We start from the raw sequence: 24,898 nt of genomic DNA, 5'->3' as shown, positions 1-24,898 counted from the left end.
ATATGTTGGATGTAGCGTTGCTGCTTCTAATAAAGAAAGGTGGGGTTTTTATGTTGAATTTTACATGGAACGTATTTTCACAAACAGGAAGCGTTGACACGTATCTGCTTTTCAAAGAGTTAGAAAAGGAGAACCTGGAAAGACCCGATGTACTTGAAGAAGAAATAGCACGACTTGATTTTCCAATCTTATAATTCTTGACCCCCTCCAATGCTCGGAGTGTAGACAAATGCTCATTAAAAGTGAAGGAATCGTCCTTAGAACAACAGATTATGGCGAAACAAACAAAATTGTCACGCTGCTCACTAGAGAACATGGGAAAATTGGTGTGATGGCAAGAGGCGCTAAGAAATCGAACAGCCGCCTGTCAGCCATAAGCCAGCCGTTTTTATACGGAACCTTCCTGATCCAATCGTCAACAGGACTTGGAACGCTCCAGCAAGGTGAAATGATGGAAAGCATGCGGACCATTCGGGAAGATTTATTTCTGACCGCATATGCCGCATATATGACAGAATTACTTGATAAAGGAACAGAAGAAAAGAAGCCAAACCCTTACTTGTTTGAACTTCTTCTTCAATCTTTACGCCATCTCAATGAAGGCACAGATGCTGATATTATTTTATTTATCGTAGAGGTTAAAATGCTGTCAGTGATGGGGTTGAAGCCAGAACTGGACCAATGTGTACACTGCGGTCAAAAAGAAGGGCAGTTCCATTTCTCAATTAGAGATAACGGATTCATCTGTAGGCAATGCTTTTCTAAAGATCCATATAAACTGCCCTTATCCCCAGCAGCAGCAAGACTGCTCCGTTTGTTTCATTATTTTGATTTATCAAGGCTTGGTCAGGTTGACGTGAAACCACAAACGAAACAAGAAATTCGTCAAGTGCTCGATCATTATTATGAAGAGTATTCAGGTCTTTATTTAAAATCAAAAAAATTCATGAATCAAATGGAATCCATGAAAAAGCTAATGGACGGTGAAAACAAAAGTTGACATCTCTCGTGACTTTTTGTAAGATCATCTAAGATCAAATATGTTGCATTGACAGAAAGAAGTACTTACGTATCAGCCATAAAAGCGACCTTAGGACGGTGTGAGCTAAGGATGGACACGTAACGAAAGGCATTCTTGAGCAACGTAAAACAAAGCGGCTGGGTGCTACGACACCAGCAAATAGGGTGGAACCGCGGGAAAAACTCTCGTCCCTATGTTTGCAAGGAACCTTGTGAGCATAGAGACGGGAGTTTTTGTGTTTTGCAAAAAGGTTCTAGGCCCCACCGCCATACATAGCGGATGGTGTAAAAAAGATGGAGGTGCGATCATTGAATATTCAAGACATGATTTTGACACTGCAAAAGCATTGGTCAAATGAAGGCTGCGTATTAATGCAGGCATATGACACAGAAAAAGGTGCCGGAACGATGAGTCCATACACGTTCCTCAGAAGCATTGGGCCAGAGCCATGGAAGGTAGCCTATGTAGAACCTTCAAGACGCCCGGCTGACGGCAGATATGGAGAAAACCCAAACAGATTGTATCAACATCATCAATTTCAAGTGATCATTAAGCCATCACCTGACAATATTCAAGAACTGTATCTAGAATCATTGAAGGCGCTTGGAATTGACCCGCTGAAACATGATATTCGTTTTGTTGAAGACAACTGGGAAAACCCATCTCTTGGCTGCGCAGGACTTGGTTGGGAAGTTTGGCTAGATGGAATGGAAATTACGCAATTTACGTATTTCCAGCAAGTCGGCGGTTTAGAATGTAAGCCAGTTTCTGTTGAAATCACATACGGAATTGAGCGTCTTGCTTCGTACATTCAGGACAAAGAAAATGTGTTTGACCTTGAATGGACAGATGGCTTTACTGTAAGAGATTTATTCTTAATGGCTGAATACGAGCATTCTGTGTATACGTTTGAAACATCTAATACGGATATGCTGTTCGATTTATTTACAACGTATGAAAAAGAAGCACATAGTCAAATGGACAAAGGGCTTGTTCACCCGGCATATGATTATGTACTCAAATGTTCTCACACCTTTAACCTGCTTGATGCCAAAGGCGCGATTTCTGTGACTGAGCGAACAGGTTATATCGGAAGAGTACGTCAGTTAGCGAGAAAAGTAGCCAAAACATATTACGAAGAACGAGAAAAACTAGGATTCCCTATGCTAAAAGAGGAGGCGGCTTCTCATGAATAAACAAGATGTATTACTTGAAATCGGCTTAGAAGAGATGCCGGCTCGTTTCATGCCAGAAAGCACAAAGCAGCTAGGTGACAAAGTAAAAGCTTGGTTCGTAGCGCAAAATATTTCATTCGAAGACGTTGCTTTATTTAATTCACCAAGACGTCTAGCTGTACTCGTCAAAGGTGTTGCAGAAAAACAAGAGGACATCAAAGAAGAAGCAAAAGGACCGGCTAAAAAGATTGCTCAAGATGCTGAAGGCAATTGGACAAAAGCTGCCGAAGGTTTTGCCCGCGGACAAGGCGCTTCAACTGATGATCTGTATTTCAAAGACATCAAAGGTGTGGATTATGTCCATGTCCAAAAGTTTCAAGAAGGTAAGCAAGTCAAAGACCTTCTTCCAGCATTGGGGGACATTGCCGCTTCATTGAGTTTTCCAAAGAACATGAGATGGGGAAGCGAGGATTTACGCTATATCCGTCCAATTAAATGGATTGTTTGTTTATTTGGTCAAGAGATCATTCCTGTCGAAATTGCAGGAGTGAAAAGCGGACGGGAGACTAGAGGACATCGTTTCCTAGGGACAACAGCCAGCATTGACACACCAGCTTCTTATGAGCAAACATTAAGAGATCAATTTGTCATTGTAGATTCAGATAAAAGAAAACAATTAATTACTGAGCAATTACATGCCCTTTCTTCCGAAAAAGGCTGGGTCATTCCAGTTGATCCCGAGCTTCTAGAAGAAGTGAACGATCTCGTTGAATATCCAACCGTTCTATTTGGTTCTTTTGAAGAAGAATTTCTTGCGCTACCGGAAGAAGTGCTTGTTACGACAATGAAAGAGCATCAGCGTTATTTCCCTGTGAAAAATGAACAAGGGGAATTACTGCCGCACTTTATTACGGTCAGAAATGGAAACAGTGAGGCACTTGAAAATGTGGCAAGAGGGAACGAAAAGGTCCTTCGTGCACGTTTATCAGATGCGGCATTTTTCTATAAAGAAGACGAAAAACTCGTCATTGAAGACAACATTCAAAAGCTTGATAAAGTCGTATTCCATGAGAAACTTGGCACGATTGGCGACAAGCTGAAAAGAGTAACAGACATTGCCGTTCGCCTTGCTAGTCATGTGGGTGCAGATGAAGAAACGTCTAAACGCGCTGCAAGAGCAGCCAGTATTTCTAAATTTGACCTTGTGACTCAGATGGTCTATGAATTCCCAGAACTGCAAGGAATCATGGGTGAAAAATATGCTAGAGCACTTGGCGAGCATGAAGAAGTGGCAAAAAGTATCAACGAGCACTATATGCCGCGTTTTGCTGGTGACGATGCGCCGTCAACACTTATTGGGGCGATTGTTGCAGTGGCGGATAAGTTAGATTCTATTTGTTCATTCTTCTCAATTGATGTCATTCCAACGGGCTCTCAAGATCCTTATGGATTAAGAAGACAAGCGAGCGGTATCGTTCAAATCCTGCTCGACCGCCAATGGAATCTTTCATTTAAAGAGCTTTTAGCACTAGCTCAAGTAGATGCAAAACATGAAGCGGCTCTCATTGAATTTTTAACACACCGTTTGAAATATGTTCTCCAAGCAGAACATATCCGTCATGACGTAGTGGAAGCAGTCCTTGATGTTGAAAATATTGAACCATATGCGGTTGTGAAAAAAGCGGCTGTTCTTGAAGAGAGCGTGAAACAGGAGAGTTTCAAAGAAACGGCTGAGGCACTAGGCCGCGTCATTTCAATCAGTAAAAAAGGGGAAGACGCACAGATTCAGCCTGAACTGTTTGAAAATGAACACGAACAAAAGCTATTTGAAGCGTATCAGCAAGCGGAAAAAGCCGTCAACGAGCATATGGCAAGTGGACAGTACCATTCAGCACTTGAAGCGTTAGATACGTTAAAGGCACCAATTGTTCATTATTTCGACCATACCATGGTTCATGCCGATGATGAAAAACTGAAACAAAATCGTTTGGCACAAATGGTCAAACTTGCAAAAGTCATTCAATCATTTGCGAATATGAACAATTTAATTGTAAAATAAATACCTAAGAACGGTTGCCTTTTTCGAAGGGCAATCGTTTTTTACTCATTTAATTCACGGTTTTTGAGTGGATTTTTGTTTCATTCGGACAAAGATGCGCTATAATATGATGAGTTATGAAATTGATATACATAAAGTAAGGATTCGCTCTCTCTATTTAAAGGTGGTGAGTACAATCGAGTTAAATAAACGGCAAGAGCAGATTTTACAGATTGTCAAAGAGAATGGTCCGATCACTGGAGAGCATATCGCCGATCGGCTGAACTTAACAAGGGCTACCCTCAGACCGGATTTAGCCATTTTAACGATGTCTGGCTTTTTAGAAGCAAGACCAAGGGTCGGCTACTTTTTTACAGGCAAAACAGGCACGCAGCTTCTGGCAGATAAGCTGAAAAAACTTCAAGTGAAAGATTTTCAGTCCATTCCGGTCGTGATACACGAGAATGTTTCGGTTTATGATGCGATTTGTACGATGTTTTTAGAGGATGTGGGCACATTATTCGTTGTGGACGATCACTCTATTTTAACAGGCGTGTTATCAAGAAAAGACCTCCTTCGAGCAAGTATTGGGAAACAAGAGCTTCCATCTATACCTGTCCATATTATTATGACAAGAATGCCGAACATTACCGTTTGCCGCAAAGAAGATTTTATTATGGATGTGGCCAAGCACTTGATTGAAAAGCAAATAGATGCACTTCCTGTTATAAAAGATACGGATAAAGGCTTTGAAGTGGTCGGCAGAATTACGAAAACAAACATGACGAAAATACTTGTTAGCTTATCAGAGAACGAAATTATCTAATTACAGAAGACTGCGAGGGGATGTTATGAGTAATCGCGTAATTTTTGTTGTATCAGATTCAGTAGGAGAAACGGCAGAGCTCGTGGTCAAAGCGGCACTTAGCCAATTTGATGGCGGCTCATCCGACCATTCAAATATTAGAAGAATCCCATATGTAGAGGATGTCGGTACGATTAAAGAAGTGATTTCATTGGCGAAAGCAGATAATGGGATCGTTTGCTTTACTCTTGTTGTGCCAGAAATGCGCCAATTCTTAATAGAAGAAGCAGAAGCGAATGGCGTCGTGTACTATGACATTATCGGTCCACTTATTGATAAAATGGAGACGGCATATGGAAATGAAGCGAAACATGAGCCAGGTCGTGTACGTCAATTAGATGAGGACTATTTTAAAAAGGTAGAAGCCATTGAGTTCGCTGTGAAATATGATGATGGCCGGGACCCAAGAGGTATTCTAAAGGCTGATATTGTGCTGATTGGTGTATCGCGTACGTCTAAGACACCACTTTCTCAATACTTAGCACATAAACGCTTGAAGGTAGCAAACGTTCCGATTGTTCCTGAAGTTGATCCGCCAGAGGAGTTATTCTCAGTTGATCCAAAAAAATGCATCGGCCTGAAAATTAGTCCAGATAAACTAAATCATATCCGTAAAGAACGTTTAAAATCACTCGGTTTAAATGACCGTGCCATTTATGCGAATATTGAGCGGATTAAAGAGGAACTAGAATATTTTGAAAAAGTGGTTGACCGCATTAACTGTCAAGTTGTTGATGTATCGAATAAAGCAGTTGAGGAGACAGCAAATGTCATTCATCAAATGCTGACCAAAAGAGGTTCCGAATAAACTCAGGATGCTCCTCCTGGGTTTTTCCTATGGTGGAAAACGGGTAAACAAAAACAATAGCATATTTGCTGCATTTGTATTATAATAAAAAATTGTGATAAAATGATTGATTTTAGGTTTAAGTTAAGTCAAGAACGAATAAACTAATATTGGCAGAAGTCAAGTGATTCTGAACATAACTTTTCGACAAAATGAGTTTTACTGTTGATTGCTTTATGGGGGAAAAGTATGGTCTTTTTGCTTCTCTAAAGCAGGAATAAGGTGGAGGGATGGAGAATTAGTCACCTGAATGAACGTAAAAAAGAAAGGACGATTTATGTCGATGCAGATGCTTGTCCTGTAAAAGACGAAATCCTTTCTGTCGCATCTCAATTTCAAGTACCTGTGACTTTCATTGCTTCATATGAGCATTTTCAAACCAAACGATCACCACTTGAAGATTGGCGGTTTGTTGATACACATAAGGAAGCAGCAGATTTAGTCATTGCGAACTTAGCTGTCAAGCACGATATTGTTGTCACCCAGGATATTGGTCTGGCCTCCTTACTGCTTCCAAGACAAGTCATTGTTCTGTCTGAAAGAGGACGAATGTACACAAACGAAACAATTGATTTTGATTTGGAACGCAGGCATGTTTCCAGTAAACAGCGAAGAAAAGGTGTATACGGAAAAGGTCCCAAAAAGCTTTTAGAAGAGGATAAAAAGCGATTTATTGCCCAACTACAAAAAATCCTGTCGAATCATGAAGGATTTTTGAATTAAAAGGCGAATAATGTACGACGGAGTGTTATTAGGATGAGCAAACGTATACCAGATGAACTTTTGGAGCAAATCCAAAAAAACGCAGACATTGTCGAAGTGATTGGAGAATACGTACAGCTTAGAAAACAAGGTCGGAATTACTTCGGTCTTTGTCCATTCCATGGTGAAAATACTCCTTCATTCTCTGTTTCAGCAGATAAGCAAATCTTCCATTGTTTTGGCTGTGGTGCAGGAGGCAATGTATTTTCGTTCCTCAGACAAATGGAAGGCTACTCATTTATTGAAGCCGTTTCACATGTTGCTGATAAGTACCATATTGATTTGCCGGATCATGTAGCGAATGCGCAGATCAGTTCCTCACAGCAAGAGGATACAGCAGATCATAAAATGATTGAGGCGCATGAGCTTCTTAAGAAATTTTACCACCATTTGCTGGTAAATACAAAGGAAGGTCAAAACGCACTCGATTATTTAAGGTCCAGGGGCTTTACGGATGAAACAATTGCCAAGTTTGAGATCGGGTATGCTCTCGACTCGTGGGATTTCGTGACCAAGTTTTTAGAAAAACGAGGGTTTGATCCTGCGATGATGGAGAAGGCTGGTCTTTTGATTCAACGAGAAAACGGCACAGGTTTTTTTGACCGCTTTAGAGATCGTGTCATGTTTCCAATTCATGATCATCACGGGACGGTCGTCGCTTTTTCTGGAAGATCACTTGGTGATCAGCAGCCAAAGTATATGAATAGTCCTGAAACGCCACTTTTTCATAAAAGTAAGCTGCTTTATCACTTTCATGACGCGCGTATGCATATTAGAAAACGCGAACGTGCAGTCCTTTTCGAAGGATTTGCTGACGTCATCTCGGCTGTCACAAGTGGTGTTGGCGAAAGTGTTGCAACAATGGGTACGTCTTTAACAGAAGAGCACGTAAAGCTTCTTAGGCGGAACGTAGAAGAGATCATTTTATGTTATGACTCTGACACGGCCGGGTATGAAGCGACCATGAAAGCATCAGATTTGCTTGGAAAAAGAGGATGTAAAGTTCGCGTTGCCATGATACCAGATGGACTTGATCCAGATGATTACATTCGTAAATATGGCGGCGAGAAATTTAGGAATGACATCATAGATGCAAGTGTGACATTAATGACATTTAAGATGAACTTTTTCCGAAGAGGAAAGAATTTGTCTGACGAAGGAGACCGCCTGACTTACATGAAGCAGGTTCTCCGAGAAATTAGCCGATTAAACGGTTCCTTGGAACAAGAGATTTACATGAAGCAGCTGGCTGGGGAGTTCTCCATTTCACTTGACTCATTAAAGGAGCAATTGGAGCTTTTTGAAAAGCAGCAGAGACAAGAGGCCAAGAGCTCGCAAGAAGAAAATGGACTTGAAAAGCGGCGTGCACATCTGTCAACACAGGTAAGACGAAAACGTCTAAGGCCGGCATATGAAAACGCAGAGCGAATGCTCCTTGCACATATGTTGAAAAATGATGACGTGATCCGAAAAGTGCTTGATAGGATAGGGTTTGAATTTAATATAGATTCGCACAGAGCGCTGGCAACATACATTTATGCATTGTATGAAGAAGGCAAGGAGCCGACCCCGCAGCATCTGATGAACCGTATAGAAGATGATGTGATCAATCAGCTCCTGACGGATATATTCATGATTCAAGTTGGAGACGAACTAAGTGAAGCTGAATTAAGTGATTATGTAAAAAAAGTGTTGAATCATCGGAATTTGTCAATGATAAAGGAAAAAGAACTAGAACGTGCAGAGGCGGAGAGGCAAAAAGATTTCTTCAAAGCGGCAACACTTGCAAAAGAAATTATTCAGTTGAACCGTTCGCTGAAGTAATACGTCTACTATTTATGACAAGACTTACGGCTGGCAATGAATCCTTTAATGGGAGGAGCATAAGACCGCAAGCATCTTGCCTTCATCATTATTTATTTTATTCCTATTTGCTCATTCTGTTTGATAGAGAGAGAAAGGCAGAGCAGAAGCAAATCGCAAGTTACTTTAGAATTCGTTGCAAGCTTTGGAAGGAGGGATCCATAATGGCTGATAAACAAGCCCACGAAACTGAAACTGAATTAACCTTTGAACAGGTGAGAGATAAGCTCACTGAAACGGGTAAAAAACGGGGCGTTTTAACATACGAAGAAATTGCAGAGCGTATGTCTAGCTTTGAAATTGAATCAGACCAGATGGATGAATACTATGAATACTTAGGCGAACAGGGTGTAGAACTCATCAGTGAAAATGAAGAGACTGAAGACCCAAATGTTCAGCAGCTGGCTAAGGCAGAAGAGGAATTTGACCTGAATGATTTAAGCGTACCACCAGGTGTCAAAATTAATGATCCTGTTCGTATGTACTTAAAAGAGATCGGGCGCGTCAATTTGCTATCTGCGAAAGAAGAGATTACGTATGCTCAAAAGATTGAAGAAGGCGATGAGGAATCAAAAAGAAGATTAGCGGAAGCGAACCTTCGTCTTGTTGTCAGCATTGCGAAACGTTATGTTGGTCGTGGTATGCTGTTCCTTGACTTGATTCAAGAAGGAAACATGGGGCTCATGAAGGCGGTTGAGAAGTTTGATTACCGCAAAGGATACAAATTCTCAACATATGCGACTTGGTGGATTAGACAGGCGATCACACGTGCGATTGCCGATCAGGCGAGAACAATCCGGATCCCGGTTCATATGGTGGAAACCATTAATAAATTAATCCGTGTTCAAAGACAGCTTCTACAAGATCTAGGTAGAGAACCAACGCCAGAAGAAATTGCGGAAGACATGGATTTAACACCAGAGAAAGTAAGAGAAATTCTTAAAATTGCGCAAGAGCCAGTATCTTTAGAAACACCTATTGGTGAGGAAGATGACTCGCATCTTGGTGATTTTATCGAAGACCAAGAGGCGACTTCTCCATCAGACCATGCTGCCTATGAGCTCTTAAAAGAGCAGCTTGAAGATGTATTAGATACGCTAACGGACCGTGAAGAAAATGTGCTGAGACTGCGTTTCGGACTAGATGACGGAAGAACACGCACATTAGAAGAGGTAGGAAAGGTGTTTGGCGTAACAAGAGAGCGTATTCGCCAAATTGAAGCGAAAGCTCTTCGTAAATTAAGACACCCAAGCAGAAGTAAACGATTAAAAGACTTCTTAGAATAGAAACCGGACGGATCTTGAGAGAGATCCGTTCTTTCTTCATCAAAATGAAAACGCTTTTTTGATCTGATTATATTTTACTGAATAACAAATGAATTTGCAACGTTCTTAGAGAAAAGATGTATAAAAAATACATCTAAATGTGCTGAAGGCTTCTTTTCTCATTTTGAATCATTTTTGTCTAATCTGTGAACTTGACCAAAGTTTTGTATCATAATTCGTTTACTTTTTGTAAAATTAAAGTAGAATTAGAATTGTTTGCATAGTCTCAAAGGGGTTTTTCACAAAGGGGAGGATGAAAGAAATGAAACGGAATCCACTTATACCATTCTTATTGATTGCCATTTTAGGTATTGGACTCACTTTTTTCTTATCAATGAAGGGGCTGAAAGATGAAGACAAAATTGCCTCTGGGGGCAAAGAGCAAAAGCAAGAAGAGACCGCAAATGCAACGCCGGAAGAATTGTATAAGCAGAACTGTATTAGCTGTCATGGGGAAAACTACGAAGGTGGCGCTGGTCCTGCATTAAAAGGTGTTGGCGACAAGCTTGAAGTAGCAGACATCAAGAAGAAAATTCAAGAAGGCGGAAATGGGATGCCGGGCGGGCTAATCCCGAATGAAAAGCTCGATGAAATGTCAGAATGGGTATCCAAAATTAAATAATAAAGTGCAAAAAGCTCTTTTTCATCAGAAGAGCTTTTTTCATTTGAAAACGACTTTTAAAAAGTCCATAATTTATATAAGATAGACAAGTATGAACATTAAAGAAAAGTAGTGATATGGATGAATGAAATGAATTTGTCAAAACGATTAAAAAGAGTCGCAGACTTTTTACCAAAAGAGGCGGTCTTTGCTGATATCGGCTCAGATCATGCCTATTTGCCATGTTATGCGATATTACATCATAAAGCATTGAAAGCCATTGCTGGTGAAATTACTGATGGACCACTTCAATCTGCGAAGCAGCAAGTACATAGGCTTGAATTAGATGAGCAAATTTCAGTCAGAAAAGGAAATGGCCTTGAAGTGATTGAAAAAGGCGAGGTAAATGCTGTCACGATTGCAGGGATGGGCGGAGCACTTATTGCAAGCATTCTAAATGAAGGTAAGCACAAGTTCACAGGGCAGGAGAGGCTTATTCTTCAGCCTAATATTCATGCCCACCATATTCGTTTATGGCTCTATCAAGAGGGGTATGAATTGATGGATGAAGTGATTTTAGAAGAGGATGGCAAAATATACGAAATCATCATTGCCGAAACTGGCGACAAAGATAAAGCCTATGAAGGCATGTCGATTGAAAAAGGCATGCTCGTTGGTCCGTTTCTCGCCAAAGAGCAAAATGATGTCTTCCGGCGCAAATGGATGAATGAGCTTCAGCACATGGAGCATATAGAAGGCCAGATTCAACAAGCAGCGCCGACGGAAGAGAACAAAGAACGTCTCAAAGAGCTGAATGCGAAAATAAAAATGCTAAAGGAGGTTTTGACTGTTGGCTAAAACAGTGAACGGGCATGAAATCATCCAATTATTTGAGCAATTCTCACCAAAGGCATATGCGGTGGAAGGTGATAAAATTGGGCTCCAGATTGGAACGCTGAATAAAAAAGTGACCAATGTCATGATCACCTTAGATGTATTAGAAAATGTGGTAGATGAGGCAATTGAGCGGAAGGTGGATCTCATTATTGCCCACCATCCGCCAATTTTCCGTCCATTAAAACATGTGGCGACAGATCAGCCGGCGGGACGGATCATTGAGAAATGCATCAAACATGATATTGCGGTGTATGTAGCACATACAAACCTGGACGTGGCTGATGGAGGAGTCAATGACTTGCTTGCAGACGCTTTAGAGCTCGGGGAAACAAAAGTGCTAGTTCCAACATACGAAGATCCAATTAAGCAGCTAGCCTTGTATGTCCCAGTGGAATTTGAAGAGGCCATCAGGACGGCTTTAGGAAATGCGGGAGCTGGCCATATTGGCAACTACAGTCATTGCGCTTTTTCAAATGAAGGGACAGGCAGTTTTCTGCCATCAGAAGAAGCTGTGCCATTTATTGGTGAGACGGGTAAATTGGAATTTGTGAAAGAAGTACGAATCGAAACCATTTTCCCAGCAAGTATTGAAAAACAAGTGATTCGTGAAATGATCAAAGCACACCCTTATGAAGAAGTGGCTTACAGTGTACACACGACAGATCTTCCTCCTATTCAAAAAGGCCTTGGCCGTATTGGAGAATTAAAAGAACCTATGACACTTAAAGACTTCACTCAATTTGTGAAAACGAAGTTAGATGTGAATGGAGCGCGTTTTGTAGGAGATCAGGAAGCGGTCGTGAAAAAAGTAGCTGTGCTTGGAGGAGACGGAAATAAATATATCCATCAAGCGAAAAGAATGGGTGCAGATGTGTACGTGACTGGCGACCTTTATTTCCATGTCGCTCACGATGCCATGATGCTCGGACTGAATGTAGTGGACCCAGGTCATTACGCAGAAAAGATCATGAAAGAAGGCGTAAAGACAAAGCTAGAATCGCTATGTACAGATAAAAAATATGATGTGCGATTCTTTGTATCAGAATCAAACACAAATCCGTTTCAATTTGTGTAAATAAAAACGTCAGAGCATAGCAGCTCTGACGTTTTTTTATTTCTTTGTTTTCACGCGAGGTAATATCTTAGAAAGAGGAACCGTCCGTTCAATTTTCCATGTCGATTCATCATCAGGTTCGTAGTTTTCTAAGAAACGAATGACTTCTTTTGTAATAGGTGTTGGTGTGGAAGCACCTGCAGTAACGGCAACTGTTTTTACCCCTTGGAGCCATTCAAGCTTTAACTCACTGAGATCACCAATTCGGTAAGCCTGCGTTCCTGCAATCTCCATTGACACTTGCGCCAGACGATTTGAGTTGTTACTTTTTGGATCGCCGACCACAATGGTCAGATCGGCTTGGCCTGCTTGCTGTGACACAGCTTCTTGACGTACCTGTGTCGCAAGGCAGATCTCTTGATGGTACTCGACGTGAGGATATTTTTCTTTAATGAGCTCCATCAGATCATGAACATCCCACTGAGACATTGTCGTCTGATTGGTGATGAGCAGTTTATCTGACGTTAAATCGAGCGCTTTAATATCAGCTTCTGTTTCGACAAGGTGCACTTTGTCAGGTGCAACACCGACGGCTCCTTCTGGCTCAGGGTGACCCTTTTTTCCGATATAAATAATGTCATATCCATCAGCTGTTTTTTCTGAAATGAGTTCATGTGTTTTCGTGACATCTGGACAGGTCGCATCAATGGCGACAAGGCCTTTTTCTTCTGCAATTTGACGGACTTCAGGAGATACGCCGTGAGCGGTGAAAATCACTGTGCCACTTTCAACCTGTTTTAAAATATCCAGACGGTTTGGTCCGTCCAGTGTGTAAATTCCATCTTCTTCGAAGGCGTCTGTGACATGTTTGTTGTGCACAATCATACCTAATATATAAATTGGGCGTGGCAAGTTTTTATCAAGTGCGGCATTTTTAGCAATGACCATTGCATCTACAACGCCATAGCAATAGCCACGCGGCGAAATTTTAATTACATTCATTTATTCGTCCTCCTGTAGGGAAGTGCTGCTAGAGAAGAACAATATAAAAAGCCGTGAAAAACGGCTTTTGATCATTCTCTTCCTTCATTATAGCCAAAGTAAGCGCATATATCAAAGATTGTTATACATGGGAAACACTTCGCCTTTAAAAGATCACTAGACATATAGTTTCGGAATGGAACTACCCGATCTTTTTTTCGGTTTTGCTTCAGGAGCAGCTGATGTGTGTACAGTCCCTTTTTTGACAAGGATGTCCTCTGGTTCTTCTTCTTTTCCTTCTTCTATTTCATCATCAACTGGTTCGTGCGGAACGTCTGTTTCTGCAGTGATTTCTTTTGGTTCTTCGTCTGCATCATTCGTATTTGTTTCATCGTCATCCGCACTGCCAAGCTGGCTATAGAGTTTAATCATGGCAGGCAAATTTCTGACTAAAGGACCGTATTGCTGAATCATAGGCGTGAATTGCTGCGCCATTCCGAGTACTTTTTGAACATTTCCTAACATGCTTGAAAGGTTCGCAGGGTTTGCGAAGCTCTGGATTCCTTGTAATCCCGCACCACCTCCAGCTCCAGAGATCCCTGCTCCTCCAGCTCCAGGAAGAAATTTTGCCAGCATGCCCTTAATTCCGGCTCCGCCGCCTAGTGCACGGCTTTCGCCTCCAGGAATGCCACCCATCCCGCGTAGACCGCCGCCTTGTACAGACGGAGAGCGAGGCATCATTTGTTGAAATTGGTTGCCTTGCCCTTGAAAAGGCTGTTCGATCGGAGCCTGCTGTCTCCGTTGAAAAATTCCGGGCTGTCCGCCATTTCCAAGGTGCCGGCGTGAGGGGCGATGCGGCTGAAAATCGCCCATAGGCCTTTGCCCTAACATACTTGTACCTCCCTTACTGCATTCTCTTTCTCTTCATAGGTTATGCAGGGAAGTATCATTTGGTTTCCTGTGAGAAAAGCGGACATGGTTTTTTTGCAGAAAATCAGCTATAATGAGGAGATGAGCAAAAAGGCATTGCCTTAAGGAGTGAAAACATGAAAGAAACGAAATTTACGACATATGAATTAAAGTCTTTTATTATAGATGCTATTCATGAACTGGGCTTTTATGAGCCGACTGATATTCAAAAAAGAATCATACCTGCTGTTTTAAAAGGTGAAAGCGTGATTGGACAGTCTCAAACAGGGACAGGGAAAACCCATGCGTATTTATTGCCGCTTATTCATTCAATTGATCCAAGCAAAGAGCAAGTACAAGTGGTCATTACTGCACCAACACGAGAATTAGCGAATCAAATTTTTAAAGAAGCACAAACGATCTTAAAAAATACGCCTCCAGAAGAAGAAATCAAGGCAAAGCTTTACATTGGCGGAACGGACAAGCAGAAATCGATTCAAAAGCTAAAGAATCAGCCGCACTTAGTGGTCGGCACTCCTGGACGTATTGCTGATCTTATTCATGAGCAAGCGCTGAATGTGTACAAAGCAACATCTCTTGTCATTGATGAAGCCGACCTTATGCTGGATATGGGCTTTTTAGAAGATGTGGATCGTATTGGTTCACAAATGCCAGAACAGTTGCAAATGCTCGTGTTCTCAGCAACTATTCCAGAAAAATTAAAACCTTTCCTCAAAAAATATATGGATAATCCGAAATATGCACATGTTGAACCGAAACGCATTACGGCTGAAAACATTCAGCATATTTTAGTTCCATCTAAACAACGTGATAAATTAAAATTACTTCATGAAATGGTGACGAATGTACAGCCTTATTTAGGGATCATCTTTGCCAATACGAAATCAACTGTTGATGAAATTGCCTCATTCCTACAGGAAAAAGGAATGAAAATTGGGGTGCTTCATGGTGGTTTAACGCCTCGTGAACGTAAAAAAGTGATGAAACAAATTGAAGATTTGGAGTTCACATATATTGTGGCATCTGATCTTGCTGCCCGCGGGATTGATATTAAGGGCGTCAGCCACGTGATTAACTATGAGCTCCCATCCGATCTTGATTTTTATGTTCACCGTGTGGGAAGAACGGCTCGCGCTGGTTCATCTGGCATTGCAATGACCATTTATGATCTTGCTGATGAGGATGCACTCGTTCAAATTGAAAAAATGGGTGTTGTGTTTGAAAACAAAACGATTGTTCATGGCGAATGGCGAGATGCAGATGATCGTTTGAAGCGTCAAAGACGTAAAAAAGCACCAAATGAAATTGAAGAAAAAGCAAAACGCCTTGTCAGAAAACCGAAAGCCGTCAAACCTGGATATAAAAAGAAAATGACACGTGAGATGGATAAGATCAAAAGACAAGAACGTAGAAAGTCAAAGCGTAACGGAAAGTAGGGGGACACATTGTTGAAGATTGGATCACATGTATCCATGAGCGGAAAACATATGCTACTTGCGGCGAGTGAGGAAGCTGCCTCTTATGGTTCAAATACTTTTATGATTTATACAGGTGCACCGCAAAATACGCGCCGTAAAAAAATTGAAGATCTCAATATTGAAGCTGGACAAGCGCATATGAAAGAGCATGGTATGACAGATATCGTCGTTCATGCACCATATATTATCAATATTGGGAACACAGTGAATCCAGCGACATTTGAGCTTGGAGTGGACTTCCTTCGCTCTGAGATAGAGCGTACAGAAGCGCTAGGTGCAAGACAAATTGTTCTTCATCCAGGTGCGCATGTCGGAGCAGGTGCAGATGCTGGAATTCAAAAAATCATTGAAGGTCTTAATGAAGTCATTGTGAAGGGGCAGGAGGTTCAAATTGCGCTGGAAACAATGGCAGGAAAAGGATCAGAGTGCGGAAGAAGCTTTGAAGAGCTTGCCCAAATTATTGACGGTGTGACACATAACGAAGCACTTTCTGTTTGCTTTGATACGTGTCACACGCACGATGCAGGTTATCCCATTGTGAGTGATTTTGATGGAGTTTTAGAAGAATTTGATCGAATTGTCGGGATCGACCGAATCAAAGTTCTTCATATTAATGATAGTAAAAATGTACAAGGCGCAAGAAAAGACCGACATGAAAATATCGGTTTTGGAGAAATTGGTTTTGATGCCCTGAGCTATATCGTTCATCATCCACAGCTTCAAGATGTGCCGAAGATTCTAGAAACGCCTTATGTAGGTGAAGATAAAAAGAACAAGAAACCACCTTACAAATTCGAAATTGCGATGCTGAAAGAAAAGCAATTCGATGAAGGTTTACTAGACAAGATTACGGGTCAATAAAAAGTGCATGCAATGTGATGAGGTGCCGCTAAATGCGGCCCTTTTTTGCCTAATTTGTGAACTGATTAAACAGATCGTTGACGGTCTGTGCAGTTTGTTTAGACGTAATCGCTTCCACTTGCTTAAGCAGCCGGTTGCGCTCTGCATCGTTAAAAATATTGACGTTTTTCCCATTCATGAGTTTGGCGACCTCAGCAGCCTGATTGGATGTTAAGCTGACCCCATACTGTTTCGCATACCTTAACAAGTCATTTGCTGTGATCTGATTCAGACGCTGCAACACAATTTTTTGAATTAAAATCAATTCCATTCCTCCCCTCTGTATCAATGTATGGGCGAAAACGGAAAATGTGCAAAAAATTTTATTTTACTCTGTGAAATGATAAAATAGTAAAGTGAATAAAATGTTCATTGAAAACTAAACATGTGTAGAAGGGAGAACGTATGGCAAATAGTAAACAGCATAAAAAGGAATCAGTGCCTCATTTTATTTTGAGAATTTTTCTGATTCTAGTAGGAGCTGCATGTGCGGCAGTCAGCATTGAATTATTTTTAGTGCCAAACAATATTATTGATGGAGGCATCATCGGTATTTCGCTTATTTTGGATTATCTTTTTACGGATAACCCATTCATTAATTTTGCGACGATTGTTGTCATTTTAAATATTCCATTTATGATATCAGGATACAAACATATTGGGAAAACCTTCTTGATTTCCACTGTGATTGGGATTGTCAGCTTGGCCGTGATTGAATCTTCACTCCATCATGTAGAAGCATTTACGACGCAGCCGATTTTAGCTACTGTATTTGGGGGGCTGTTACTCGGGTTTGGCGTTGGGCTTGTGATACGGAATGGAGGCTCAATGGACGGAACGGAAATCTTAGGAATTCTTCTGACGAAAAAAATTCCTTTCTCCGTCGGTGAGTTTGTCATGATCGTCAATGTGTTCATTTTTATTTGGGCGGGCTTTGTCTTCGGACCGGAGCAAGCTATGTATTCTGTCATGACATATTATTTGGCAATGAAAACAATTGATGCTGTCATTCAAGGACTAGATGAAACAAAAGCTGTCATTATCGTTTCGGATTATTATGATGAAATTTCAGATGCGATCCTTCATCGTCTCGGAAGGGGAACCACCAAACTTAGAGGAAAAGGCGGTTATACTGATGAAGAAAAAGATGTCATTTACGCCGTCGTGACAAGACTTGAAATTACGAAACTGAAATCTATCGTGTTTGAAATTGATGGTCAAGCCTTTATTACGATTATGGATACGCATGAAACAAAAGGCGGTAAATTCAAAACAGCCATTCATTAGCTTTTATTTTACTTTTTTATCTTTCTTTTATATAATGAAATGTATGTATGGACAAAGAAAATGGCTTTTGCCATTTTCTTTTTGTTGTATAAATCGTAATCATTCTTTTTATATTGGATTAAAGGTGGAAAGATTTATGGCAAAGCCAATTATTGAAATGAAGGACATTTCGTATTCATATGGACAGCGAAATGTCATCGATCACATTCATTTAACGGTAGAGGAAGGAAACTTTCTAGCACTTGTTGGACCGAATGGATCTGGTAAAACAACCTTATTAAAATGCCTGCTTGGCTTGATTAAACCCCAGCAGGGAGAATTGAAGCTCTTTGGCACACCTGCTCAAAAATTTAAAGACTGGGATCAAATTGGATTTGTTTCTCAAAAGGCGAATAGCTTTAATACAGGTTTTCCTGCTTCTGTATACGAGGTCGTGGCAAGTGGTTTAACGGCGAAGATTGGTTTATTCAAACGCATGAGTAAGCAGGATAAGCTTCAAGTAGATGAGGCCATCCGCTCAGTTGGCATACAGGACTTAAAACACCAAAACATTGGTGAGCTTTCAGGCGGGCAGCAGCAGCGTACATTTATTGCCCGTGCACTCGTCAGTCAGCCGAAGCTGCTTATTTTAGATGAGCCGACTGTGGGTGTAGACCAAAGAACAGTAGAAGGCTTTTATCAGCTGTTAGAAACATTGAACAAAGAAAAAGGAATGTCTTTAATTCTCGTTACACATGATGTAGGAACCGTTTCTGACAAAGTCACGCATGTGGCTTGTTTAAATCAGACACTTCATTTTCATGGAGATGCGGAAACGTTTGATTCGATGGATGATCAGGCGCTTTCTCAGTTTTACGGGCATGACATTCAAGTGATTCATCACGATCATCACCATCATGGGGGACATGAATAATGCTATTTCCATTTTTTCATTATGAATTTTTACAAAATGCGTTTATCGCAGGTATGCTGATCGGCTTTATTGCGCCCTTACTTGGTGTATTTATTGTCGTGAGAAGGCTCTCTCTCATCGCAGATGCACTTAGTCACGTGTCACTTGCTGGGATAGCGGCAAGTTTATTCCTTGATAAAAAATTTGGACTTTTGACAGGGGTTAGCCCGCTTTACTTAGGAATGGCTTTTTCTGTGGCTGGCTCATTGTTTATTGAACGTCTGCGCTCTGTGTATAAACATTATCAGGAGCTGGCGATTCCCATTATTTTATCGGGTGGTATTGGGATCTCTGTTATTTTCATTTCACTTGCAAATGGTTTTAATACAGATTTGTTCAGTTATTTGTTCGGAAGTGTCAGTGCGGTTTCAAAGCTCGATCTTTGGATTATTGTTGGGATCTCACTTGTTGTTGTATTAGTGGTTGTGCTCTTGTATAAAGAATTGTTTTTGCTTTCTTTTGATGAAGAACATGCGAAGGCTTCTGGTATTTCAGCGAAGTGGATTCATTTTATTTTTATTTTAGTTGTTGCACTTGTCATCGCAGCATCGATGCGTATTGTCGGTACACTCCTAGTGTCCGCACTCATGACACTGCCAGTTGCGGCAAGTATTCGGATTGCCAAAGGGTTTAAACAGGCGATTTTCCTTTCCATCTTATTTGGGGAATTGTCTGTCATGGTCGGCTTGATTTTAAGTTATTATCTTGATTTAGCGCCGGGTGGAACCATTGTGATGCTGTCTATTTTGATTTTAATCGGGTGTATTAGTATTGGGAAATTCAGAAGGGGGAATCATCATGAACGTACAAGAAGCGCTTGATTTATTAAAGGAAAAAGGCTATAAATATACAAGCAAACGTGAAGATATGCTTCAATTGTTTTCTGATTCTGATAAATACTTGACCGCTAAAAATGTATTAACAGCTTTAAGTGAAGATTACCCAGGGCTTAGTTTTGATACGATTTATCGAAACCTGTCTTTATATGAAGATCTTGGGATATTAGAGACAACGGAATTATCAGGGGAGAAACTGTTCCGTTTTAAATGTTCGTTTTCTCATCATCATCATCACTTTATTTGTTTGACGTGCGGTAAAACAAAGGAAATCGACGCTTGCCCTATGGACAAGCTTGATGCTGATCTAGAGGATTATCACATTAGCGGACATAAATTTGAAATTTACGGAACGTGTCCTTCTTGCGAACCAAAAGAAGTTCATTCATGAAAGAAGCCAGCCGATGGGCTGGCTTTTTGTTTTGTCATGTTGAAAACGTTTTACAAAGGATAGCTGTTTCATTAAAATGAGAACAACAGATCATCTATAGAAGCAGATTTGAGTCTTTAGAAATAGGGGGAGGGGTCAAAAGTGGCGTATTATATCGTATTCGATGTAGGCGGGACAAAAACAAAGCACGGGGTCATGAATCGAAATGGTGAGCTGATCATGAGCGGCGACTACGAAACAAACTGCCGGCAGCTTGAGCCGTTTTTAGAGGACATGGAGAACGTGGTGAAAGAGTATCAAAGGACTTGGGATATCAAAGGGATTGCGATGAGTCTTCCGGGGTTTGTTGACAGTCAAACGGGTTATACGGAATTTGCAGGAGCGATTATTGCTTTAAATGGTCAAAATGTCAAAACGCTTTTGGAAGAAAAAACATCACTTCGTGTAGAAGTAGAAAATGATGCGAACTGTGCAGCTCTGGCCGAAAAATTTAGTGGTCATGCGAAAGAGTGTGACAGCTTTATATGTATGACGCTTGGGACTGGTGTCGGCGGTGGTATTTTTGCTGGTGGCGAGCTTGTGCGCGGTGCCTCTTTTCGCGGCGGTGAATTTGGCATGATGCTCACAGAAACAGAAAATGGTCAGTTTACCACACTCAACAGCAGTGCTTCGACAGCTGGATTGATACGAAGCTACAAAAAGCAGCAGGGAATTCCACAAAGTCAGCAAATCGACGGTCAAGAGATCTTTGAAAAAGCCAAGCATGATCCGGCCATTGAGAAGATGATCGATCAGTGGTACAAACGAATCGCAATTGGCATTTACAATGTGTCAACTGTTCTCAATCCAGAGAAAATCCTCATTGGCGGGGGCGTGAGTGCAAGGCCCGATTTGATTCCAAACATTGAGAAACATTTACATACTTTGCATGCATGGAAAAACATACAGGTGACACTGGAAACGTGCTATTACTTCAATCAGGCAGGTATGATGGGTGCACTTTATCATTTTTTAATAAAAGAAGGACATCATCGTACAATCAAAAAGCCGATACATTAAAAACGTATCGGCTTTTGATCTGTTTTAGTAAGCAGTTTGCAGACGCTTTTCATACTGTTTGATCCATTGGGATGCTTCTTGCCAGTTATTCACGCGAATGATCCGTTCATCAATTGGCATTTGATTATACGGTGAGTTAAACAGAATCACTGGAATGTCAGCTTCTTTTGCAATCATTGTGGCATTGCCATGGTGATCTTCAAAAAACACATCGATCTTATGTTTTTGAACAGCTTCCACCTTATGATGTCCGCCAACAAGCTCAATATCGTCATAATGGACATGGTTCTCCTCAAACCATTTGTAGGTGATGTCTGAGTGATGCTGCCTTCTGGCTGTGATATAAATCAATTGATGATGAAGTTTCATTTGATTGAGGATTTCTTTTGCACCCTCGGCAGGCTTTGCCTGTTTATAAATAAGAGGCTCGTACTCATTCATCCAGCCCCAAAATTCTTCATTTGAAATCTTTAAAAGCTTCGTCAAATCATATTCCGTCATATCATCTAGTGTGATGTCACATTGAAACGACTCATTTAAGTAGGGGACAAAGGTGTCCTGCGCCGTGACTGTGCCATCGATATCAATTCCTAAACGTAACATGCCCACACTCCTCATATTTATCCTCTTAAAGTGTAACATAATCAATTCACAATTCCAGCAAGTTTTAGCAAACATGAAACAGACATTTTTGCTCATACTAAAAAAGCTCCTTTCTATTAACCAAAAGGGGGAATTGATCATGGAAAGAGACGAAGATTTCAGAAGAAATGATCGTGAAATCGACACACACTTTAGTAATGATGATGGCTATTTAGAGGAAACAGCTGCTGAAATAGCAGAGCCATATCAAGCATCAAGAGATCGTGAAGACAGAAGAGAACGTGACCATGTAGGTGACGATTCAGGCAGTAAAGGGATAGGCTATACAGCACTCGCGATTGCGATTATCTCATTATTTGTCTTGCCGGTGCTATTAGGGGTAGCGGCAATCGTCGTTGGTTATATTGCAAGAAGAAAAGGAGCACATGCGCTTGGCGCGTGGTCAATCGGGATCGGAATCGTTTCCGTCATCCTCGGCATCTTTATCACCCCGTTCTTTTAACAGGACAGGAACAGAAAAACGCCTGACAGTGATGTCAGGCGTTCTTTGTTATGCGTTCGCTTGTTTTGCTTTTTCAGCTTCCATTTTCGCATAATGTTCTTCAGCGATTTTATCGATTTCTTTTTTCAGTTCTTCGACCATTGTTTCTTCTGGTACTTTCCGAACAATTTCACCTTTGCGGAATAAGAGGCCTTCACCTCTAGCACCAGCGATGCCGATATCAGCTTCACGCGCTTCACCCGGACCGTTTACAGCACATCCGAGAACAGCTACTTTAATTGGTGCTTTGATTTTAGAAATATATTCTTCGACTTCATTTGCAATGCTAATGAGGTCAATTTCAATTCGTCCACAAGTTGGACAAGAGATGAGTGTGGCTGCATTTGATGCAAGACCAAATGATTTTAATAATTCACGTGCCACTTTGACCTCTTCGACCGGGTCAGCACTTAATGAAATACGGAGTGTGTTACCAATCCCCATATTCAAGATTGCGCCAAGACCAGCAGCACTTTTGACCGTACCTGCAAATAACGTACCTGATTCTGTAATCCCAAGATGAAGAGGATAATCAAAGGCTTTTGCTGCTTTTTCGTATGCCTCAATCGCAAGGTTTACATCAGATGCTTTCATACTGACAATGATGTCATGAAAGTCTAGGTCTTCTAAAATTTTAATGTGATGCAGTGCACTTTCAACCATACCATCTGCTGTTGGATAGCCGTATTTATCAAGAATCTTTTTCTCGAGTGAACCGGCGTTTACCCCAATACGAATTGGAATGCCTTTTTCTTTTGCCGCTTTCACAACAGCTTCGACTTTTTCTCTTCTTCCGATGTTTCCTGGGTTGATACGAATTTTGTCTGCACCTGCTTCAATCGCTTTCAGTGCAAGCTTGTAGTCAAAATGAATGTCGACAACAAGGGGAATGTTGATTTGTTTTTTAATGTCCGCAATCGCATTTGCTGCACGCTCATCTGGGCATGCGACACGCACGATTTGACAGCCAGCTTCTTCTAAACGTTTAATTTCAGCTACTGTCGCTTCGACATCATGTGTTTTGGTTGTCGCCATACTTTGAATGACGACTTCATTGTTTCCACCTATAGTTAAAGGTCCCACTTTGACGGGACGCGTTTTTGTACGATGTGTGACTTCACTCACTTGTCAATCGCTCCTTAGTGTACATGCAATTCGTTTGCAGTGTACGACGTGTTTTACATCTCATATTGTAACAGTCTCTTTATATGAATGACAAGGAATTAACGTTTTATCTCTTATAGACCGGAAACTTGTATGTGCTGCCTGCCCGAATTTCGTTCGCTTTGACGCCTTGATTCAGTGCTTCAAAGTCTTCGATCACTTCATCTAATGGCTTACTTGTATGTACGATAGAGACGACGGTTTGACCTTGTTTAACAGTGACAGTTTTATATGCCTGTTTTTCAGCTGTTTGAAAGGCGCTGGCGGGAACAGCAGGTCCTTCCTGAACGGGGATCGTTCCATTTTTCAAATCAAAAAAGATAATAAAGAGGACAAACAAACTGACTAGTAAAAAAATAATTCGCCGCATTTTACTCACCGCTTTTAAGAGTTTACTTCAGTGTATGTTTGTCCCTGAGTTGATAGAACAAAAAGAGTGAAAAAGCTAGGAAGGGTGGTTCTAGTGAGTTCTATTATGACTTGTAATCGGAAAAATCTTTGATAAGCCGAAGCCCTTTCTTTATTATGATAAAATAAAAAAAGGGGGAGAGTATATGAAGAAAATCAGTCAGAATATATATGTAAGAACACTAACAGAAAGTGATGCAGAAGCTCTATTAACACTTGAACGAGAGAATCGCACTTATTTTCAGCAATTTACACCTTTGGTTCAGGATGATTTTTTTACTGTACCTCGTCAAAAGGAACGGATTAACCGCAGTATGCAAAGGCGTGCAAAAGATGAAGCCTATATGCACGGTATTTTCTTAAATGAAACAGATGCATTAATTGGAACGATCTCACTCCATTCTGTTGAAAGAGGACCGATTCAAGGGGCTTTGCTTGGATATGTGCTTGATGAAAGGCAAGGCGGGAAGGGGTATATGACAGAGGCGATTCGTTTGATTATCGATTATGCCTTTTATGAATTGTACCTTCACCGCATTGAGGCTGGCGTAAAACCATCTAACATTGGTTCCATTCGTGTGCTTGAGAAGACAGGGTTTGAAAATGAGGGACTTCATCGTAAAAAAGTAAAGATCAATGATAAGTGGGAGGATCACTATATGTTTGCGATCATCCATCCAGATGAGTCATAGGGTCAAGACAAATAAAAAAAGCTCCCTAAAATGAGGGAACTTACAGCGTGTAGGCAAACCATCGCATTCTTTGTCAGTCCTGCGCGCTGGTACTCACGAATGACAAATTCGCTCCGTCAAAGTAGCTGTCCTTCCTAGAATGCAAAGGTTTTCTATCACGCTGAAAAGAAGACAAAGGGCTAAAATCAACAACATTTTAGCCCTTTGTCAACAATCTGAAAGCTCCCC

The 24,898-nt window shown here is 41.0% G+C and carries 27 protein-coding genes; 21 read left to right on the top strand and 6 right to left on the bottom strand.

All coding sequences use genetic code 11. The features are described 5' to 3' along the window. The first annotated feature begins 50 nt into the window (after positions 1-50). From ACTJJD_RS02295 to ACTJJD_RS02240, 12 genes are all read left to right on the top strand, one after another. Positions 51-194, top strand: coding sequence for a YqzL family protein (locus ACTJJD_RS02295; RefSeq protein ID WP_008342408.1), 144 nt, complete (start codon positions 51-53; stop codon positions 192-194). Between the two features lie 35 nt (positions 195-229). Beyond that, positions 230-1,000: a DNA repair protein RecO gene (recO, locus tag ACTJJD_RS02290; RefSeq protein WP_007501304.1), complete on the top strand. Its 771-nt coding sequence runs from the start codon at positions 230-232 to the stop codon at positions 998-1,000. Between the two features lie 329 nt (positions 1,001-1,329). Continuing rightward, a complete protein-coding gene (gene glyQ / locus ACTJJD_RS02285) occupies positions 1,330-2,217 on the top strand; it encodes a glycine--tRNA ligase subunit alpha (protein WP_003217487.1) in 888 nt (295 codons plus the stop codon). Then, complete coding sequence (glyS, locus tag ACTJJD_RS02280; protein WP_099496613.1) at positions 2,210-4,255, top strand: glycine--tRNA ligase subunit beta; 2,046 nt, start codon at positions 2,210-2,212, stop codon at positions 4,253-4,255. The genes glyQ and glyS overlap by 8 nt, the downstream gene beginning before the upstream one ends. A 166-nt stretch (positions 4,256-4,421) precedes the next feature. Continuing rightward, on the top strand, positions 4,422-5,060 hold the full coding sequence (locus ACTJJD_RS02275; RefSeq protein WP_024423017.1) for a helix-turn-helix transcriptional regulator: 639 nt from the start codon (positions 4,422-4,424) through the stop codon (positions 5,058-5,060). 25 nt (positions 5,061-5,085) lie between these two features. After that, entirely contained in the window at positions 5,086-5,907 is an 822-nt protein-coding gene (locus tag ACTJJD_RS02270) for a pyruvate, water dikinase regulatory protein (protein WP_008342399.1), read from the top strand. Between the two features lie 261 nt (positions 5,908-6,168). Further along, positions 6,169-6,669, top strand: coding sequence for a YaiI/YqxD family protein (locus ACTJJD_RS02265; protein ID WP_008342395.1), 501 nt, complete (start codon positions 6,169-6,171; stop codon positions 6,667-6,669). A 33-nt stretch (positions 6,670-6,702) separates the two neighbouring features. After that, positions 6,703-8,532 carry a DNA primase gene (gene dnaG / locus ACTJJD_RS02260; RefSeq protein WP_008342393.1) on the top strand — a complete coding sequence of 610 codons (1,830 nt, stop codon included), beginning with the start codon at positions 6,703-6,705 and terminating at the stop codon, positions 8,530-8,532. A 203-nt stretch (positions 8,533-8,735) separates the two neighbouring features. Continuing rightward, the gene (gene rpoD / locus ACTJJD_RS02255) at positions 8,736-9,857 is read left to right on the top strand and encodes an RNA polymerase sigma factor RpoD (protein ID WP_008342392.1); all 1,122 of its coding nucleotides are present in this window, start codon (positions 8,736-8,738) and stop codon (positions 9,855-9,857) included. Between the two features lie 301 nt (positions 9,858-10,158). Continuing rightward, on the top strand, positions 10,159-10,518 hold the full coding sequence (gene cccA, locus ACTJJD_RS02250) for a cytochrome c550 (protein ID WP_008342390.1): 360 nt from the start codon (positions 10,159-10,161) through the stop codon (positions 10,516-10,518). A gap of 120 nt (positions 10,519-10,638) precedes the next feature. Beyond that, positions 10,639-11,355 (top strand): tRNA (adenine(22)-N(1))-methyltransferase, encoded by a 717-nt coding sequence (locus ACTJJD_RS02245; protein WP_017358009.1) that lies wholly within the window; start codon positions 10,639-10,641, stop codon positions 11,353-11,355. Further along, positions 11,348-12,469 carry a Nif3-like dinuclear metal center hexameric protein gene (locus tag ACTJJD_RS02240; RefSeq protein WP_017358008.1) on the top strand — a complete coding sequence of 374 codons (1,122 nt, stop codon included), beginning with the start codon at positions 11,348-11,350 and terminating at the stop codon, positions 12,467-12,469. Before ACTJJD_RS02245 ends, ACTJJD_RS02240 begins: the two co-directional genes overlap by 8 nt. 36 nt (positions 12,470-12,505) lie before the next feature. Here ACTJJD_RS02240 and ACTJJD_RS02235 read toward each other — a convergent pair whose 3' ends face one another. Next, complete coding sequence (locus ACTJJD_RS02235; protein WP_007501283.1) at positions 12,506-13,450, bottom strand: 4-hydroxy-3-methylbut-2-enyl diphosphate reductase; 945 nt, start codon at positions 13,448-13,450, stop codon at positions 12,506-12,508. Between the two features lie 156 nt (positions 13,451-13,606). Beyond that, positions 13,607-14,320, bottom strand: coding sequence for a VrrA/YqfQ family protein (vrrA, locus tag ACTJJD_RS02230; RefSeq protein WP_144679327.1), 714 nt, complete (start codon positions 14,318-14,320; stop codon positions 13,607-13,609). Positions 14,321-14,475: 155 nt separating this feature from the next. Here vrrA and ACTJJD_RS02225 point away from each other — a divergent pair, with 155 nt between their 5' ends. Continuing rightward, positions 14,476-15,795 carry a DEAD/DEAH box helicase gene (locus ACTJJD_RS02225; protein ID WP_024718822.1) on the top strand — a complete coding sequence of 440 codons (1,320 nt, stop codon included), beginning with the start codon at positions 14,476-14,478 and terminating at the stop codon, positions 15,793-15,795. A 9-nt stretch (positions 15,796-15,804) separates the two neighbouring features. Beyond that, positions 15,805-16,698, top strand: a complete 894-nt coding sequence (locus ACTJJD_RS02220; protein ID WP_017358005.1) for a deoxyribonuclease IV — start codon at positions 15,805-15,807, stop codon at positions 16,696-16,698. Positions 16,699-16,747: 49 nt separating this feature from the next. Here the strand turns inward: ACTJJD_RS02220 and ACTJJD_RS02215 are convergent, their stop codons facing one another. Beyond that, a complete protein-coding gene (locus ACTJJD_RS02215) occupies positions 16,748-17,002 on the bottom strand; it encodes a DUF2624 domain-containing protein (protein WP_008342377.1) in 255 nt (84 codons plus the stop codon). Positions 17,003-17,142: 140 nt separating this feature from the next. Here ACTJJD_RS02215 and ACTJJD_RS02210 point away from each other — a divergent pair, with 140 nt between their 5' ends. From ACTJJD_RS02210 to ACTJJD_RS02190, 5 genes are all read left to right on the top strand, one after another. Further along, a complete protein-coding gene (locus tag ACTJJD_RS02210; RefSeq protein WP_007501276.1) occupies positions 17,143-18,024 on the top strand; it encodes a YitT family protein in 882 nt (293 codons plus the stop codon). Between the two features lie 136 nt (positions 18,025-18,160). Then, complete coding sequence (locus tag ACTJJD_RS02205) at positions 18,161-18,937, top strand: metal ABC transporter ATP-binding protein (protein WP_008342368.1); 777 nt, start codon at positions 18,161-18,163, stop codon at positions 18,935-18,937. After that, on the top strand, positions 18,937-19,797 hold the full coding sequence (locus ACTJJD_RS02200) for a metal ABC transporter permease (RefSeq protein ID WP_440608061.1): 861 nt from the start codon (positions 18,937-18,939) through the stop codon (positions 19,795-19,797). The genes ACTJJD_RS02205 and ACTJJD_RS02200 overlap by 1 nt, the downstream gene beginning before the upstream one ends. After that, positions 19,775-20,203 (top strand): Fur family transcriptional regulator, encoded by a 429-nt coding sequence (locus ACTJJD_RS02195; RefSeq protein WP_003217433.1) that lies wholly within the window; start codon positions 19,775-19,777, stop codon positions 20,201-20,203. The genes ACTJJD_RS02200 and ACTJJD_RS02195 overlap by 23 nt, the downstream gene beginning before the upstream one ends. A gap of 141 nt (positions 20,204-20,344) precedes the next feature. Next, positions 20,345-21,262, top strand: a complete 918-nt coding sequence (locus ACTJJD_RS02190) for an ROK family protein (protein ID WP_440608060.1) — start codon at positions 20,345-20,347, stop codon at positions 21,260-21,262. Between the two features lie 24 nt (positions 21,263-21,286). Here the strand turns inward: ACTJJD_RS02190 and ACTJJD_RS02185 are convergent, their stop codons facing one another. Beyond that, positions 21,287-21,865 (bottom strand): 5' nucleotidase, NT5C type, encoded by a 579-nt coding sequence (locus ACTJJD_RS02185; RefSeq protein WP_366964946.1) that lies wholly within the window; start codon positions 21,863-21,865, stop codon positions 21,287-21,289. Positions 21,866-22,004: 139 nt separating this feature from the next. Between ACTJJD_RS02185 and ACTJJD_RS02180 the strand changes: the two genes are divergently transcribed. Next, positions 22,005-22,367: a DUF308 domain-containing protein gene (locus tag ACTJJD_RS02180; protein WP_008342359.1), complete on the top strand. Its 363-nt coding sequence runs from the start codon at positions 22,005-22,007 to the stop codon at positions 22,365-22,367. 48 nt (positions 22,368-22,415) lie between these two features. Here the strand turns inward: ACTJJD_RS02180 and ispG are convergent, their stop codons facing one another. Further along, a complete protein-coding gene (gene ispG, locus ACTJJD_RS02175; RefSeq protein WP_008342357.1) occupies positions 22,416-23,531 on the bottom strand; it encodes a flavodoxin-dependent (E)-4-hydroxy-3-methylbut-2-enyl-diphosphate synthase in 1,116 nt (371 codons plus the stop codon). 106 nt (positions 23,532-23,637) lie between these two features. Further along, positions 23,638-23,940 (bottom strand): hypothetical protein, encoded by a 303-nt coding sequence (locus ACTJJD_RS02170; RefSeq protein WP_007501268.1) that lies wholly within the window; start codon positions 23,938-23,940, stop codon positions 23,638-23,640. A 184-nt stretch (positions 23,941-24,124) separates the two neighbouring features. Here ACTJJD_RS02170 and ACTJJD_RS02165 point away from each other — a divergent pair, with 184 nt between their 5' ends. After that, entirely contained in the window at positions 24,125-24,670 is a 546-nt protein-coding gene (locus ACTJJD_RS02165; protein WP_017367613.1) for a GNAT family N-acetyltransferase, read from the top strand. The last annotated feature ends 228 nt before the right edge of the window (positions 24,671-24,898 follow it).

It is taken from the genome of Bacillus sp. 22446 (assembly GCF_052044955.1).
Classification (GTDB): domain Bacteria; phylum Bacillota; class Bacilli; order Bacillales; family Bacillaceae; genus Bacillus; species Bacillus altitudinis.
The sequence above is the reverse complement of the archived record's forward strand: the minus strand, read 5'-3'. Positions and strand labels throughout refer to the sequence as shown.

What these genes read in the sequence shown, in the direction of transcription:
- ACTJJD_RS02245 (WP_017358009.1), top strand. Translation starts at nt 10,639, where the DNA reads ATGAATGAAATGAATTTGTCAAAACGATTAAAAAGAGTCGCAGACTTT.
- ACTJJD_RS02225 (WP_024718822.1), top strand. Translation starts at nt 14,476, where the DNA reads ATGAAAGAAACGAAATTTACGACATATGAATTAAAGTCTTTTATTATA.
- ACTJJD_RS02270 (WP_008342399.1), top strand. Translation starts at nt 5,086, where the DNA reads ATGAGTAATCGCGTAATTTTTGTTGTATCAGATTCAGTAGGAGAAACG.
- dnaG (WP_008342393.1), top strand. Translation starts at nt 6,703, where the DNA reads ATGAGCAAACGTATACCAGATGAACTTTTGGAGCAAATCCAAAAAAAC.
- ACTJJD_RS02170 (WP_007501268.1), bottom strand. Translation starts at nt 23,940, where the DNA reads ATGCGGCGAATTATTTTTTTACTAGTCAGTTTGTTTGTCCTCTTTATT.
- recO (WP_007501304.1), top strand. Translation starts at nt 230, where the DNA reads ATGCTCATTAAAAGTGAAGGAATCGTCCTTAGAACAACAGATTATGGC.
- ACTJJD_RS02195 (WP_003217433.1), top strand. Translation starts at nt 19,775, where the DNA reads ATGAACGTACAAGAAGCGCTTGATTTATTAAAGGAAAAAGGCTATAAA.
- ACTJJD_RS02180 (WP_008342359.1), top strand. Translation starts at nt 22,005, where the DNA reads ATGGAAAGAGACGAAGATTTCAGAAGAAATGATCGTGAAATCGACACA.
- ACTJJD_RS02200 (WP_440608061.1), top strand. Translation starts at nt 18,937, where the DNA reads ATGCTATTTCCATTTTTTCATTATGAATTTTTACAAAATGCGTTTATC.
- glyS (WP_099496613.1), top strand. Translation starts at nt 2,210, where the DNA reads ATGAATAAACAAGATGTATTACTTGAAATCGGCTTAGAAGAGATGCCG.
- ACTJJD_RS02235 (WP_007501283.1), bottom strand. Translation starts at nt 13,450, where the DNA reads ATGAATGTAATTAAAATTTCGCCGCGTGGCTATTGCTATGGCGTTGTA.
- ACTJJD_RS02295 (WP_008342408.1), top strand. Translation starts at nt 51, where the DNA reads ATGTTGAATTTTACATGGAACGTATTTTCACAAACAGGAAGCGTTGAC.
- ACTJJD_RS02205 (WP_008342368.1), top strand. Translation starts at nt 18,161, where the DNA reads ATGGCAAAGCCAATTATTGAAATGAAGGACATTTCGTATTCATATGGA.
- ACTJJD_RS02165 (WP_017367613.1), top strand. Translation starts at nt 24,125, where the DNA reads ATGAAGAAAATCAGTCAGAATATATATGTAAGAACACTAACAGAAAGT.
- rpoD (WP_008342392.1), top strand. Translation starts at nt 8,736, where the DNA reads ATGGCTGATAAACAAGCCCACGAAACTGAAACTGAATTAACCTTTGAA.
- vrrA (WP_144679327.1), bottom strand. Translation starts at nt 14,320, where the DNA reads ATGTTAGGGCAAAGGCCTATGGGCGATTTTCAGCCGCATCGCCCCTCA.
- cccA (WP_008342390.1), top strand. Translation starts at nt 10,159, where the DNA reads ATGAAACGGAATCCACTTATACCATTCTTATTGATTGCCATTTTAGGT.
- ACTJJD_RS02210 (WP_007501276.1), top strand. Translation starts at nt 17,143, where the DNA reads ATGGCAAATAGTAAACAGCATAAAAAGGAATCAGTGCCTCATTTTATT.
- ACTJJD_RS02185 (WP_366964946.1), bottom strand. Translation starts at nt 21,865, where the DNA reads ATGTTACGTTTAGGAATTGATATCGATGGCACAGTCACGGCGCAGGAC.